Source organism: Bacillus sp. 5RYD7K (assembly GCF_059831465.1).
This window is the reverse complement of record NZ_CP191200.1, coordinates 3,568,024-3,580,260: the sequence shown is the minus strand read 5'-3', so window position 1 is coordinate 3,580,260 and position 12,237 is coordinate 3,568,024. Positions and strand designations below refer to the sequence as shown.

Annotated in this window: 16 protein-coding genes; 9 read left to right on the top strand and 7 right to left on the bottom strand. The window is 45.8% G+C overall.

The annotated features are described in order from the left end of the window. The first annotated feature begins 12 nt into the window (after positions 1-12). The 6 genes from ACQE26_RS17380 to ACQE26_RS17355 are packed head-to-tail and all read left to right on the top strand — an operon-like array spanning position 13 to position 2,845. The gene (locus tag ACQE26_RS17380) at positions 13-345 is read left to right on the top strand and encodes an XkdW family protein (RefSeq protein ID WP_500470163.1); all 333 of its coding nucleotides are present in this window, start codon (positions 13-15) and stop codon (positions 343-345) included. Further along, on the top strand, positions 345-509 hold the full coding sequence (locus tag ACQE26_RS17375; RefSeq protein WP_060963001.1) for an XkdX family protein: 165 nt from the start codon (positions 345-347) through the stop codon (positions 507-509). Before ACQE26_RS17380 ends, ACQE26_RS17375 begins: the two co-directional genes overlap by 1 nt. 51 nt (positions 510-560) lie before the next feature. Further along, positions 561-1,361, top strand: a complete 801-nt coding sequence (gene xepA / locus ACQE26_RS17370; protein ID WP_500471500.1) for a phage-like element PBSX protein XepA — start codon at positions 561-563, stop codon at positions 1,359-1,361. Between the two features lie 51 nt (positions 1,362-1,412). Next, positions 1,413-1,676, top strand: coding sequence for a hemolysin XhlA family protein (locus ACQE26_RS17365; protein ID WP_003154815.1), 264 nt, complete (start codon positions 1,413-1,415; stop codon positions 1,674-1,676). A 13-nt stretch (positions 1,677-1,689) separates the two neighbouring features. Continuing rightward, a complete protein-coding gene (locus ACQE26_RS17360; RefSeq protein ID WP_016936430.1) occupies positions 1,690-1,953 on the top strand; it encodes a phage holin in 264 nt (87 codons plus the stop codon). A 13-nt stretch (positions 1,954-1,966) separates the two neighbouring features. After that, on the top strand, positions 1,967-2,845 hold the full coding sequence (locus ACQE26_RS17355; protein WP_045925709.1) for an N-acetylmuramoyl-L-alanine amidase: 879 nt from the start codon (positions 1,967-1,969) through the stop codon (positions 2,843-2,845). A 37-nt stretch (positions 2,846-2,882) separates the two neighbouring features. Here the strand turns inward: ACQE26_RS17355 and ACQE26_RS17350 are convergent, their stop codons facing one another. The 6 genes from ACQE26_RS17350 to ACQE26_RS17325 form a co-directional block, all read right to left on the bottom strand. Then, the gene (locus ACQE26_RS17350) at positions 2,883-3,008 is read right to left on the bottom strand and encodes a hypothetical protein (RefSeq protein ID WP_141228459.1); all 126 of its coding nucleotides are present in this window, start codon (positions 3,006-3,008) and stop codon (positions 2,883-2,885) included. 96 nt (positions 3,009-3,104) lie between these two features. Continuing rightward, positions 3,105-3,275 (bottom strand): type II toxin-antitoxin system SpoIISB family antitoxin, encoded by a 171-nt coding sequence (locus ACQE26_RS17345; protein WP_003154807.1) that lies wholly within the window; start codon positions 3,273-3,275, stop codon positions 3,105-3,107. Continuing rightward, on the bottom strand, positions 3,275-4,021 hold the full coding sequence (locus ACQE26_RS17340) for a type II toxin-antitoxin system SpoIISA family toxin (RefSeq protein ID WP_045925708.1): 747 nt from the start codon (positions 4,019-4,021) through the stop codon (positions 3,275-3,277). Before ACQE26_RS17340 ends, ACQE26_RS17345 begins: the two co-directional genes overlap by 1 nt. A 106-nt stretch (positions 4,022-4,127) precedes the next feature. Further along, positions 4,128-5,126 carry an inorganic phosphate transporter gene (locus ACQE26_RS17335; protein WP_044802872.1) on the bottom strand — a complete coding sequence of 333 codons (999 nt, stop codon included), beginning with the start codon at positions 5,124-5,126 and terminating at the stop codon, positions 4,128-4,130. 12 nt (positions 5,127-5,138) lie between these two features. Next, entirely contained in the window at positions 5,139-5,756 is a 618-nt protein-coding gene (locus tag ACQE26_RS17330) for a DUF47 domain-containing protein (protein WP_032874614.1), read from the bottom strand. A gap of 284 nt (positions 5,757-6,040) precedes the next feature. Next, positions 6,041-7,357 carry an APC family permease gene (locus ACQE26_RS17325; protein ID WP_500470162.1) on the bottom strand — a complete coding sequence of 439 codons (1,317 nt, stop codon included), beginning with the start codon at positions 7,355-7,357 and terminating at the stop codon, positions 6,041-6,043. Positions 7,358-7,678: 321 nt separating this feature from the next. Between ACQE26_RS17325 and ACQE26_RS17320 the strand changes: the two genes are divergently transcribed. The 3 genes from ACQE26_RS17320 (at position 7,679) to ACQE26_RS17310 (ending at position 11,909) form a co-directional block, all read left to right on the top strand. Beyond that, positions 7,679-8,629, top strand: a complete 951-nt coding sequence (locus ACQE26_RS17320; RefSeq protein ID WP_060962997.1) for a ring-cleaving dioxygenase — start codon at positions 7,679-7,681, stop codon at positions 8,627-8,629. 182 nt (positions 8,630-8,811) lie between these two features. Further along, the gene (locus ACQE26_RS17315; protein ID WP_500470161.1) at positions 8,812-10,926 is read left to right on the top strand and encodes an ArnT family glycosyltransferase; all 2,115 of its coding nucleotides are present in this window, start codon (positions 8,812-8,814) and stop codon (positions 10,924-10,926) included. Positions 10,927-10,937: 11 nt separating this feature from the next. Beyond that, on the top strand, positions 10,938-11,909 hold the full coding sequence (locus tag ACQE26_RS17310; protein ID WP_045925705.1) for a glycosyltransferase family 2 protein: 972 nt from the start codon (positions 10,938-10,940) through the stop codon (positions 11,907-11,909). A gap of 90 nt (positions 11,910-11,999) precedes the next feature. Here the strand turns inward: ACQE26_RS17310 and ACQE26_RS17305 are convergent, their stop codons facing one another. Next, entirely contained in the window at positions 12,000-12,176 is a 177-nt protein-coding gene (locus ACQE26_RS17305) for a hypothetical protein (protein ID WP_500470160.1), read from the bottom strand. Between the last annotated feature and the right edge of the window lie 61 nt (positions 12,177-12,237).

Here is a 12,237-nt window from a genome sequence, read left to right as displayed (position 1 = left end):
AGGGAGGAAATAATGAATATAGGGAAAGCAATTCTATATCAATATCCAAAATCAGATCCCACTAAAGACTTCATTGTTCAAAATGACGGGAACGGTACTTCGTCATATATAGCTCAATGGAACCTCAACGCTCCCATACCTACTAAAGAACAGCTTGAGGCGTGGTGGGAGGAACTGCAAAAAAATCCGCCATATGAGCCGCCTGATCAAATAGAAATGCTTGCACAGGAGCTGTCAAAGGAAAAACTTGCGCGCAAGCAGCTGGAAGAGCTGAACGGAAAGCTCGGAAATGCACTGTCAGACGTTAAGCTTACACTTTTATCATTGAAAGGAGAAAATGCATAATGAATTTTTGGGTGCTGGCGCTTCATTATCAGTGGGCGACGACAGATATGGTTAAACAAGCTTTGCGTTATAAAGACTGTTCGATAGAAGATCTGCAAGAAGGGGTTCGTCAGTCTCTGATATCGTCCGATCAATATGAGGAGATCACAGGTAAAGCCATGTAAGGCTTTTTTATTTTGGTCTTTTTTGAAATAAACGGAAAAAGGAGGATGATGATCGTGAAATATCAATATGAGTTTCCGGCAGACCGGAGCGGAAAAGCAGGTGCTGTAAAGCCTTACAGAGGAGAAAAAACAGATTTTGTAACACCTGTATCCCATTTATCGGGCGTGGCCGAGCTGTTAACTAACTCGGTTCTGAAAGCGACAGAGGTCTACAATCAATACGGACAGGATCGCCTTGGTGCAGTGCTTATTTCTAAAGTAAAAGGATTTGCCTATGCTGATCGCGGAGGCACGCTGTTTATTGAAGAAAGTGACAATAACTTTTCATGGTCAACCACTGCAGCAATTGAGGTTGCTCCGGGTGAGCTTTCTGCGTCTGAATGGGTGTATCTTACTAAAAGGTATTATCGTTTCCGATATGTGAACGGGAATTTGCAGCAATCTGAATTTGTCCTTTATCAATCACTTGGTGCGGGAGAAATCGATATTCAATTGCAAAAAACAAAGCCCTTACCTGTAGACATTAATCAAAGCCAGAGCGACTTTGTTTTTCATCATCAGACCGAAAGCGCCGCCGAAGGAGCTGTTTTTTCTGTAAATAAGGAGAAAAAACTTCTCGTCGAAATCACCGGCACGGCTGAGTCGGGCCATGTCGCGTTTTGGGGAAGGTCTATCTCGGGGAAAAATGTGCCGATCAGGGGAATCAGATCTGACGACGGAACCCCAGCCGCCGGCACGTCAGGCACAGAAGAAGTGTGGTTATTTGATATTGCCGGCTTTAAAGAAATCGTCATGGAAATCAAGAGCATTTCCGGCGGCAGCCTGTCTGTCAAAGGCACGGCATTTTCTTAAGAATGAAGCTTCCGAAGGGAGGTGAGAACAATGTAAGAGGGGGGAGCAGAAGTGCTTCTGGATGAACAAGCGGTGCAAAAAGAATTCGCAGGCATCAAAGGTGAACAAAAGGTGCTTGAACAGCGGGTGGCCGCATTAGAGCGGGTATCCGACCGGCAGGATCAGCAAATCATGACGCTGAATGAAAAACTGAACAAAATTGACGAAAACACAACATGGATTAAGCGGACCATTACAGGAGCGATCGTGACAGCAATCTGCACGGGCGTCATTGGCGGAGCCATCGCCATCATGTACAATCTGCTGCAAAAGTAAGGGGGAAACTGATATGAAATTCGCGGACAAAGGCACGGTCGTCAGGACGGTGCTTCTTTTGCTTGCTTTATTAAACCAGACTTTGCTGATGTTCGGCAAATCGCCGCTTGATATTCAGGAGGACCAGGTCAGCCAGCTTGCAGATACACTGTATGCCGCCGGGTCGGCCGTTTTTACGATCGTAACGACAGCCGCAGCCTGGTTTAAAAACAATTACGTCACAGCAAAAGGGAAAAAACAGCAGGCTTTATTAAAAATAAACAATTTATCGAAATAGGAGAGATGAGAACATGGTGAAAATCACACAGGATTTTATCCCGGCAGGAAACAATAACCGCCCCGGCTATGCAATGACACCGATTTACATTACGGTGCACAATACGGCCAATACCGCAGCCGGCGCTAACGCCAAAAGTCACGCAAACTATGTGAAAAACCCCGATACGCCGACAAGCTGGCATTTCACAGTCGATGATACAGAAATTTATCAGCATCTTCCGCTCAACGAAAGCGGCTGGCATGCCGGAGACGGAAACGGGGACGGCAACCGCAAATCTATCGGTATTGAAATTTGTGAAAACGCCGACGGCAACTTTTCAAAGGCCGTGGCAAACGCCCAATGGCTCATCCGCACATTAATGACGTCGCACGGCATCCCGCTTTCAAATGTCGTTGCGCACAAACATTGGTCAGGAAAGCTTTGTCCGAGAAGACTGTTGGATACATGGGACGAGTTTAAAGCGGGAATCGGTTCTGAGGAAAGACAGACGTATACTGTTCAAAAAGGAGATACGCTGTCGGCCATCGCGCGAAAATTCGGCGTCAGTGTGGCTGATCTGCAGAAATGGAATAACATCGCAGACCCGAACCTGATTAAAGTCGGACAAGTGCTGTTTGTCAGCGCGCCGGTTGAAGCACTGTATCCTCTTCCTGATGAGGTGATTCAGCTGACAGAGCCGTACACGTCCGGTGAAAAAGTATACCAGGTGCAAAACGCGCTCGCCGCGCTTTATTTTTATCCTGAAAAAGGAGCTGTCAATAACGGCATTGACGGCATCTACGGACCGAAAACCGCAAATGCCGTGGCCCGATTCCAATCAGTAAACGGACTGCCGTCTGACGGCATCTACGGTCCCGCTGTAAAAGCGAAAATTCTGATGCAGCTTTAAAAAATAAAAGGCTGAGTCCCGATCACATTACGGGATTTCAGCCTTTCTTCTTTTTTAATCGGTTCAATAGCCCGAGACTCCTCGCCCGCATCCTCAGCGAATAAGCGGAAAGCCCGAACCGTCCGTAATCCACAAACTTTACGCGCCTTACAATTTTCTTCACATCATCACCTGTCGCATCTCTTTGTTGATTTTATTATATGAAATATAAGGAAAAAAGGAATAAGGACAAGAGCCGTGTCTCCTGTCCTTAGTGTAATCAAGCTTTTTTTTGTTTATACTTGTCAATCAGCCGTTCGTTTTCTTTGAAAATTCTGGCGGTATGAGGGCTGACCTGGTAACTTGCGATACTTGTCATTGAGCGTTTTTTAAACATTTTGAACGGTTTCGCTCTTTGTTCCGGCTGCCCGTTTTGAAATGCCTGCTCCATTATCCGTCACCTTCCTCTTCTATTGGCAGCATTAAATCATAAATGCTCGTGAGCGATGTGAAAAGCAAATAATCGAATTCCGTCAACAGGTTTTCTGATGTCAGTTTGATCACATAATGGCGGTCCTGGACTGTAAACGGAATAAGCACAAGCCTGCCCTTTTGATCATAGTAGACGTCTTTTCGGTTAAGGCGGGACTGAACATCTGCCGCATCAGGCATATGCTCCGTCAAGCGGTCCTTATCCGACTGTGCCGAATAGTCGCACAATGAAGCCGTGACATTCATTTTTTCTGCATAAGCGGCCAGCAGTCTGCTGATGCCTTCTGCATAAGCTTCTGTACTTCCATAATATACATGGATCGGTTCATTTTTCAACAGATATTGATAGGTTTTCAGTTTTTCAAGATAGGAGTGAAGCATTTCGTTATTTTCTTCCAAAATCTCCCTCGTGTCCGTCTCTAATTCATTGCCGGCGAGCTTTTTGATATATGCGCTCAAAAAGATAAACGCATCAATAAGAGCAAAGCAGACAGCAACAATCAAATATTGTCTCCATGCGGAAAAGAGCGATTCGGGATCATATGTCCAATAGACCATGGAGCCCAGTACAAATAGTAAATACCACGTTTTACGGATGGCAAACATTTTTTCTTTTACCTTTGCCTCATACCGCCAGGATGCGTACACATATAAAATGAGTGCGGCGGCCATCGTCCACACCATGATCTGAAAAAACATAAGCATGAGCATCCCTCACAATTCGAAAAATGGTCTGCTATGTTCATTCTATGTCATGACATCATTTTCCTGTCACAAAAAAACCGCTTCTGTAAAGAAGCGGATGCCGTCATTAGAAAAAGAGATCTAAGATGAAAAAGGCGATGGCGCCGAGTGTACCTGCAATCGGCAGGGTGATGACCCATGTAATGAGCATCCGTTTAGCCGTTCCCCAGTTTACGCCTTTTACGCGGTGGGAAGCGCCCACACCGAGAATGGAAGACGAAATGACATGCGTCGTGCTGACAGGGAGATGAATAAACGTGGCCCCGAAAATAATGGCTGCGCCGGTTAAGTCGGCAGATACGCCGTTTACCGGACGGATTTTCATAATTTTACCGCCGACGGTTTTAATGATTTTCCAGCCGCCGATGGATGTGCCGAGACCCATTGCCAGGGCACAGGAGAGCTGCACCCAGAAAGGAATCGTATCACTTTTATGTAAATTGGCCGTCATAAGCGCCATCGTAATGATACCCATCGCTTTTTGCGCGTCGTTTGTTCCGTGTGTATAGGACTGAATGGCAGCCGTCAAAATCTGCACTCTGCGGAAGCGTTTATTTGTTTTCGCCAGATTGCTGTCTTTAAAAATCAGCTTCACGATCGAATAGACGATAAAGCCGAGAACAAAGGCGATGATCGGTGATAAAATAAGTGCTTCGATAATTTTAATGAACCCTTTATAATTAAGCGTCGCAAAACCTGATGCTGCAATGGCCGCACCGGCGATCGCTCCGATAATCGCATGTGAAGAGCTGCTCGGAATGCCGAAATACCATGTGATCAAGTTCCAGACGATTGCGGCGAGTAAAGCAGCAAGAATGACAACCGATCCGTTGTCTAATGTATAAGGATTCACAATATCTTTCGTAATGGTTTTCGCCACACCGGTAAACGTCATGGCTCCGAGAAAGTTCATGATGGCGGCCATGATAATCGCGTGCCGCGGCTTCAGCGCTTTTGTCGAAACTGAGGTGGCGATTGCGTTGGCGGTATCGTGAAATCCGTTAATGAAGTCAAATACCAAAGCGCAAATGACAATTAATATCGTTAAAAGTAATAGAGTATCCATTTTAACCCCTCGTTACGCGTTTTTCATAATGATGGTTTCAAGATTATTGGCAACGCTTTGGCAAGAGTCAGCAATTTCTTCAAGCGTTTCGTAAATTTCACGATATTGGATCACTTTGATCGGATCTGTTTCATGGCCGAAAAGATTTTTTAATGATTTTCTGTGCAGGTTGTCACAGTTGTGCTCATACTCTTTAATTTTGATGGCGTGAGGCTGAATGTCCTTTAAGCGGTTTTCTGCCAACAGCTCAGTTGCAATTAAAATTTCTTTCGCACATTCTCTAATGTATCCGCTGAATTTGTCGATATGCTCGTCTGATGAAGTAATTGAGAAAATCTCCATCATGGCAGAGAAATGTTCAATTCCGTCAAGCACATCATCCAGGCTGTTTGTCAGCTGAAGGATATCTTCGCGTTCAATAGGAGTGATGAATGCTTTGTTAAGCTCTTTAATCATGACATGAACATGATTGTCACCTTTTGTTTCGTATTCTTTTAACGTATCTGCAAATTCTTTAAGTGTTGTTTGGTTTGTGACTTTAAAGTTCACAAAATACTCTGCAGTTTCATCTATATTTTTTGCGATTTCTGTTAAAAGGAGTGAGAACTTATCTTTTTTTCTTTTTATCATTAAAAACCCTCCATTGTTTGAATGAGACAATGCACACATCAAATTATTATATAGCCTTTTGTCGAAAAAAAACAGATAAAGTCGAAAAAAACGCCTCTTGATTTTTTCGTAAAAACGTGTCTCATCCTGTTTTTCTTATGTTACCCACTTTGCCAAAAAAACGTAACATACTTCGAATTCAGACATCTTGCTTAAAAAGTATAACAAAAGATGTGAATTTGCTGTCAACTTTTGCACGTGATTTTGCCGAAAAAAAACGGTTCCCGTAAAAGGAACCGTTTTTGTCAGTCATTTCTGCGGTTTTTCAGCCAAAAATAAAGCGGGAGTCCGGAAAGGCCGATCAAGATGGAAAGCCCGCAGCTCAGTGTATCTGTAATGATCGTGCTGATCAGCACAAACAGTGAACCCGCTATGGCCAAAACAGGGATGACCGGATACAGAGGCACGCTGTACGCGCGCGGTTTTCCGCCGCTTTTTTTTCTTAGGATGAAAACGGCGAAAAAGGCCATGACGTAAAAAATATAAATCATGAAAATAGAGATTTCAGACAGCTTATCAGGATTGCTGATAATCATAAAAATAATGGCCAGCGCGATCTGAAATGACACGGCAATCCAAGGGGTGCGGAACGTCGGATGCACCCGTGAAATCTGTCCGGCAAACGGCAGCTGTTTCCGTTCAGCCATTGCAAACGAGACACGCGGAAAAGCGAGAATCTTTCCGTTTAAACAGCCGAAAATGCTGACGATGATCCCGACGCTGATCAATTTTCCCCCGATGCCGCCAAACAGCATTCCGGCAGCGGTGCCTGTGGCATTTTCACCGAGTTTGACAATGTCGGTCGCGGGAAGAATGTGCAGCAGTGCGAAGTTAATGAAAAGATAAATGGCGGTGACAACCAAGAGTCCGCCCGTCATCGCTCTCGGGAGAAGTTTTTCCGGGTTTTTCATTTCACCGCCGAGAGCCGCAAGCAGAATCCAGCCGTCATAGGCAAACAAGGTAGCCAGTATGGCAGCGCCGAAATTCATTTCGGACATGTTGCTTGTAACGGCTGTGAAAATATGCTGATCGCCTTTCCAAAGGCCGAACACAATCATGCAGATAATCGGAATCAATTTGCCGACCGTCGTAATTCCCTGGACGATGCCGCCATATTTCGTTCCGATAATATTAATGATGCTTAAAAACAAAACGGCTGTAATTCCGATCAATTTAGACCAGCCGGAATCCCAATTGAACAAGTGCGCCATCAAAGAGCCGAAATACAAGCCGATTGCTCCGATAATCGCGGGGCCGTAAATGATGATTTGCACCCAGCCGCACAAAAAGCCCCAAAATTCGCCGTACACTTCTTCAAGATATGTATAAAGTCCGCCCGTTTTCGGAATCTGAGTGCCGATTTCCGCAACGGTCAAGCCGCCTGCAAGCGTCAAAATGCCTCCTAACAGCCACGCGATAAGCGCAGTTTTTGCATCACCGGAGTAGGCAAGCACGGCGCCTGGTTTCATAAATACGCCGGAACCGATGATGGTGCCGATAACAAGTGAGAGGGCGATGGTAAGGCCGATCTCTTTTTTTAGTCCGTTTTCTTCAATCTGCATATCCTTTCCCTCCAGATGTAAAATCGTCATGCTGAAAAAACTATTTTCCATATTGTAAACCCTAATTGCTGAAACGCGAATAAAATAAATTTTCTGATTTCGGTTTTTTGCTTAAAAACAAAGGTTTTCGCTTTTGATAAAGAAAATATCTTATTTTAAAAACGAACATTAAGAGTTTTTAAATCCCTATAGTTCGTTGTTTTAAAGGCGGAAATCTGCAGACCATCGGCAAAGCAGATGTGTTGACTTTATGCTCCGGATAACATAAATTGTATATATAAAATATCTCGAAATCGAGATAATTGAGTGGAGGATAACATAATGAAAGTTAACGGAATACACCATGTATCAGCAATGACGGCTGATGCGCAGAAAAATTTAGATTTCTATCGGGACATCCTGGGGCTGAAACTTGTGAAAAAGTCCGTAAACCAAGATGAACCGACGATGTATCATTTGTTTTACGGTGATGAAACAGCCAATCCGGGATCTGAATTGACGTTTTTCGAAATTCCGCGGATTGCGCCGTTTCATGCGGGAACAAACAGTATTTCTTCAATCGGCCTGCGCGTCCCGGACGCACAAGCGCTGCAATATTGGAAAAAACGATTCGAAGAGCATCAGGTCGCTCATGGCGACATCATGACAATAGCGGGCAGAGAGACACTCGCTTTTCAGGATCATGAAGGACAGCGGCTTGTACTGACGGCTGACGAAAAAGGAAAAGACATCGGTGAAGCGGTGAAACAAAGCGGCATTCCGGAAGAATATTCTTTCCGCGGTCTTGGGCCCGTTGAATTGACCGTCCCGTATGCGGAGCCGACGCTGCGTGTGTTAACCGATGTGCTCGGCTTCACTGAAATCGGAAAAGAAACGCATGAAGACCGGGGCTCAGTTACAGTGCTGGAATCAGGAAACGGAGGCGCGCGCACGGAAGTCCATCTGATTGAAAGAAACGATCTTCCGCGCGAGCGTCCGGGAAAAGGCAGCGTGCACCATGTGGCCTTCCGCGTTCAGAATGAAGAGGAGCTTGCTTTATGGCACCGCATCATTACAAAAGAAGGTTTCAGCAACTCAGGCATCGTAGAGCGTTATTATTTCAAAGCGCTGTACTTCCGGGAACCGAACGGAATTCTGTTTGAATTGTCAACGGACGGTCCGGGTTTTATGGTTGATGAAAAACCTGAGGAGCTCGGCAAAACGGTGGCGCTTCCGCCTTATCTCGAACACCGCCGTTCTGAAATAGAAGCGCGGCTGAAACCGATTCAATAAATCAGGAATAATGACAGATGCCTCCCGGCTTGAGGGAGGCATCTTTTTTTGCTTTCTGAACCGTTTTGTCATTCTTTTTACCCATTTGTAAACGGCAAAATAATTGTCTTTGTTTATTAATAAATTTTTCACATTTGGTTGTTACACTTGTTCAAAGTTCAACCAAAGGAGTGAAAACACAGGTGAAAATGAAGAAACGCGAGATAGACGCGGTCTTAATCCTCATTTTACTCGCTTCCGCATTCTTGAATATGTACAACATCTGGAATGACGATACGGTGAACCCTTATTACACCGCAGCGGTAACGAGTATGCTTCAAAGCTTTCATAATTTCTTTTACGCTTCATTTGACGCAGCCGGATTTATCACGGTAGATAAACCGCCTGTTACATACCAGATTCAAACGATCAGCGCGCTGATATTCGGTATGCACGGGTGGAGTGTCATCCTGCCTCAAGCATTGGCAGGTGTAGGGTCAGTTCTATTCATGTACTTATTAATAAAGCCGACGTTCGGAAAAACGGCGGCCCGCATCGCCTCATTTGTCATGGCATGCACCCCGATCGCTGCAGCGGTCGCGCGGACAAACAATGTCGATGCTTTACTCGTCTTTTTCCTGCTGTTCGCTACATGGCTCCTCTTTAAAGCGATTCGAAAAGGCAGACTGATTTGGCTTTTGGCGGCGTTCTTTGTCGTTGGGGTAGGCTTTAATACAAAAATGCTTCAGGCTTATATGATTTTACCGGCTTTCTTGCTGTTCTATATGATTGCGGCAAACACAACCATTAAGAAAAAAATCATTTCATTGGTAAGCGCGCTGGCCGTATTAGCGGCCGTTTCGTTGTCATGGCCGCTCATTGTTGACAATATCCCTGCCGGCAAACGGCCATATGTCGGAAGCAGCCAGACCAACTCCGTATTGGAATTGGCTTTCGGATATAACGGGATTCAGCGGCTGACAGGCCAAAGTTCCGGCGGCGGTCAGGGCATGCCGCACGGCAACGCTTCGAAAGAAAAGGCTTCTTCCGCCGGTTCTTCACAACTGCAGGCGCCGCCCGGTCAGTCTTCAAGCGAAGGCAAATCTCAAAACGGCAACATGACGGCACCTCCATCTAACGGGCAAATGCCGAATGGCGGTCAAGGAGGCCCTCCAAGCGGAGGAGGAAGAGGAGGCGCAGGCACCGGCTCAAAAATGCAATCAGGTTCAGGAATGTTCGGTACGGGAACCCCCGGTCCGCTGAGACTCTTCCAACAAGAATTATCTGATCAGATCAGCTGGCTCCTGCCGTTTGCGATTTTTGGAATGGTCGGTTTACTGATCGCCGGAGCGAGAGAAAGAAGAAGATTGTCAGAAGAACAGAAGGAAACGATCTTTTGGGCAGCGTGGCTAGTGCCGATTGCCGGATTCTTCAGTGTGGCGGAGTTTTTCCACCATTATTATCTCATTATGCTGGCGCCTCCGATTGCGGCACTTGCCGGTGCGGGATGGGTCGCCCTCGTCCATCTGTACCGCACGGAGACAGGCTGGAAGTCTTGGCTTCTGCCGGCCGCTATTCTTGTGACAACCGGATTTGAGCTGTTTATCCTCAGAAACTGGATTGACCAAATCGGCGCAGGCTGGAGCATCGGTGTTGGTGTTATCGGAGCTTTGTCTGCAATCGCTCTGTCCGTGTTCAAACAGCGCCAAAAACCGCTCAGTTATTATCTGTCACTTGCCGCTCTTCTCGTCTTGCTGGTGATGCCGATATATTGGGCGAGCACACCGCTTCTGTACGGGGGCAACAGCTCATTGCCTGAAACAGGCCCCCAGCTTGCATCAACAAGCGGAAAAGGCATGGGAATGAATAACGCCTCTGTAAATAAAAAACTGATCAACTATTTAGAGAAACATAACGCCGGAGCGGACTATCTATTTGCAACAACCGATTCCAACACAGCGGCGCCTTACATTATCAAAACGAAAAAAGCGGTCATGGCGATCGGCGGATTCAGCGGATCTGACCCGGCCATCACGCTGACTCAATTTAAAAAGCTCGTAAAAGAAGGGAAAGTAAAATACTTCTTAACATCCGGAATGGGCAAAGGCGGAAACAACGATATTGTTGCATGGGTTGAGAAAAACGGAAAGAAAGTATCTTCAGATAAATGGCAAACAAGCACAGATCAGCAAACGAAAAATCATGATGCAGCTGATACAAAGCGCAGCAAGACCTCAGGTGAAAACAGCCGGATGGGCGGCGGGCCCGGCGGAATGAATCAGTCAGCTTCACTATACGAACTGCAATCTGATGAATAGGAGGAAAAAATATGAGCAGACATATTCAATATTCAATTGTCGTCCCGGTGTATAACGAAGAACCCGTCATTCAGACAACCTATCAGCGCCTGAAAGAAGTCATGGATCAAACAAAAGACCATTATGAATTAATCTTTGTCAATGACGGAAGCAAAGACCGCAGTATTGAAATATTACGAGAACACAGTCTGATTGATCCGAGAGTGAAAATTATTGATTTTTCCAGAAACTTCGGACACCAGATCGCGATCACCGCGGGCATGGATTACGCAGAGGGAAATGCAATCGTCGTCATTGACGCCGATTTGCAGGACCCTCCCGAACTAATCCTTGATATGATTGAACAGTGGAAAGAAGGCTACGATGTCGTGTACGCCGTCAGAACAAAACGAAAGGGAGAAACCTTTTTCAAGAAACAGACGGCTTCTATGTTTTACCGGCTGCTTCGGAGCGTGACTGATATTGATATTCCGCTCGATACCGGAGATTTCCGCCTGCTGGACCGAAAAGTCTGTGACGAAATGAAAAGATTAAAAGAGAAAAATCCTTTTGTCAGGGGGCTCGTCAGCTGGGTCGGCTTTAAGCAGACTGCTGTTGAATATGAACGTGATGAGAGGCTTGCGGGAGAAACGAAATACCCGCTTAAAAAAATGCTTAAGCTTTCCATGGACGGTATCACAACGTTCTCCCATAAACCGCTCAAGGCGGCAAGCTACGCGGGAATGATGATGTCCGGGGCGGGTTTTCTCTATATGTTTATCGTTTTATATATGAAACTCTTTACAGACAGCACCATAACGGGCTGGTCCTCTCTGATTGTGATACAGCTGTTATTCAGCGGCATCGTTCTTTTAATGCTCGGAATGATCGGCGAATATATCGGAAGGATTTATGATGAAGCAAAAGACCGTCCGCTCTATATCGTGCAAAAAGCGTACGGCATTAAAAACGAAAAGGTTTATCGGGATCAGCATATGTCTTAACCGAAACACCCTGTCCGTCCACCCGGGCAGGGTGCTTTTATGTCAAAAAAAAAGCCGCAGGAACACCTCGTGTCCCGCGGATTTTTTCATTCATCTGCGGCCGGTCTGGATGTGCAGAGAGTGCATGATCAGGCCGGTTCCCGTCAGGTTCAATAAAATGCTTGCACCCAGCGTCATGCCCCAAGCAACGTTTTGCTGAGGAAGCTGAATGCTCAGCTGCAATAAGATAAGGCCGGTAACGACCAGCAAAAGTCCGGTATGTTTCATAGGTATGTATCCTCCTTTGTACAATCTTTCATACGGACGGTCTGCGCTTTAAAGTTTCATT

What these genes read in the sequence shown, in the direction of transcription:
- ACQE26_RS17320 (WP_060962997.1), top strand. Translation starts at nt 7,679, where the DNA reads ATGAAAGTTAACGGAATACACCATGTATCAGCAATGACGGCTGATGCG.
- ACQE26_RS17335 (WP_044802872.1), bottom strand. Translation starts at nt 5,126, where the DNA reads ATGGATACTCTATTACTTTTAACGATATTAATTGTCATTTGCGCTTTG.
- ACQE26_RS17325 (WP_500470162.1), bottom strand. Translation starts at nt 7,357, where the DNA reads ATGCAGATTGAAGAAAACGGACTAAAAAAAGAGATCGGCCTTACCATC.
- ACQE26_RS17340 (WP_045925708.1), bottom strand. Translation starts at nt 4,021, where the DNA reads ATGCTTATGTTTTTTCAGATCATGGTGTGGACGATGGCCGCCGCACTC.
- ACQE26_RS17330 (WP_032874614.1), bottom strand. Translation starts at nt 5,756, where the DNA reads ATGATAAAAAGAAAAAAAGATAAGTTCTCACTCCTTTTAACAGAAATC.
- ACQE26_RS17355 (WP_045925709.1), top strand. Translation starts at nt 1,967, where the DNA reads ATGGTGAAAATCACACAGGATTTTATCCCGGCAGGAAACAATAACCGC.
- ACQE26_RS17345 (WP_003154807.1), bottom strand. Translation starts at nt 3,275, where the DNA reads ATGGAGCAGGCATTTCAAAACGGGCAGCCGGAACAAAGAGCGAAACCG.
- ACQE26_RS17310 (WP_045925705.1), top strand. Translation starts at nt 10,938, where the DNA reads ATGAGCAGACATATTCAATATTCAATTGTCGTCCCGGTGTATAACGAA.
- ACQE26_RS17305 (WP_500470160.1), bottom strand. Translation starts at nt 12,176, where the DNA reads ATGAAACATACCGGACTTTTGCTGGTCGTTACCGGCCTTATCTTATTG.
- ACQE26_RS17375 (WP_060963001.1), top strand. Translation starts at nt 345, where the DNA reads ATGAATTTTTGGGTGCTGGCGCTTCATTATCAGTGGGCGACGACAGAT.
- ACQE26_RS17360 (WP_016936430.1), top strand. Translation starts at nt 1,690, where the DNA reads ATGAAATTCGCGGACAAAGGCACGGTCGTCAGGACGGTGCTTCTTTTG.
- ACQE26_RS17380 (WP_500470163.1), top strand. Translation starts at nt 13, where the DNA reads ATGAATATAGGGAAAGCAATTCTATATCAATATCCAAAATCAGATCCC.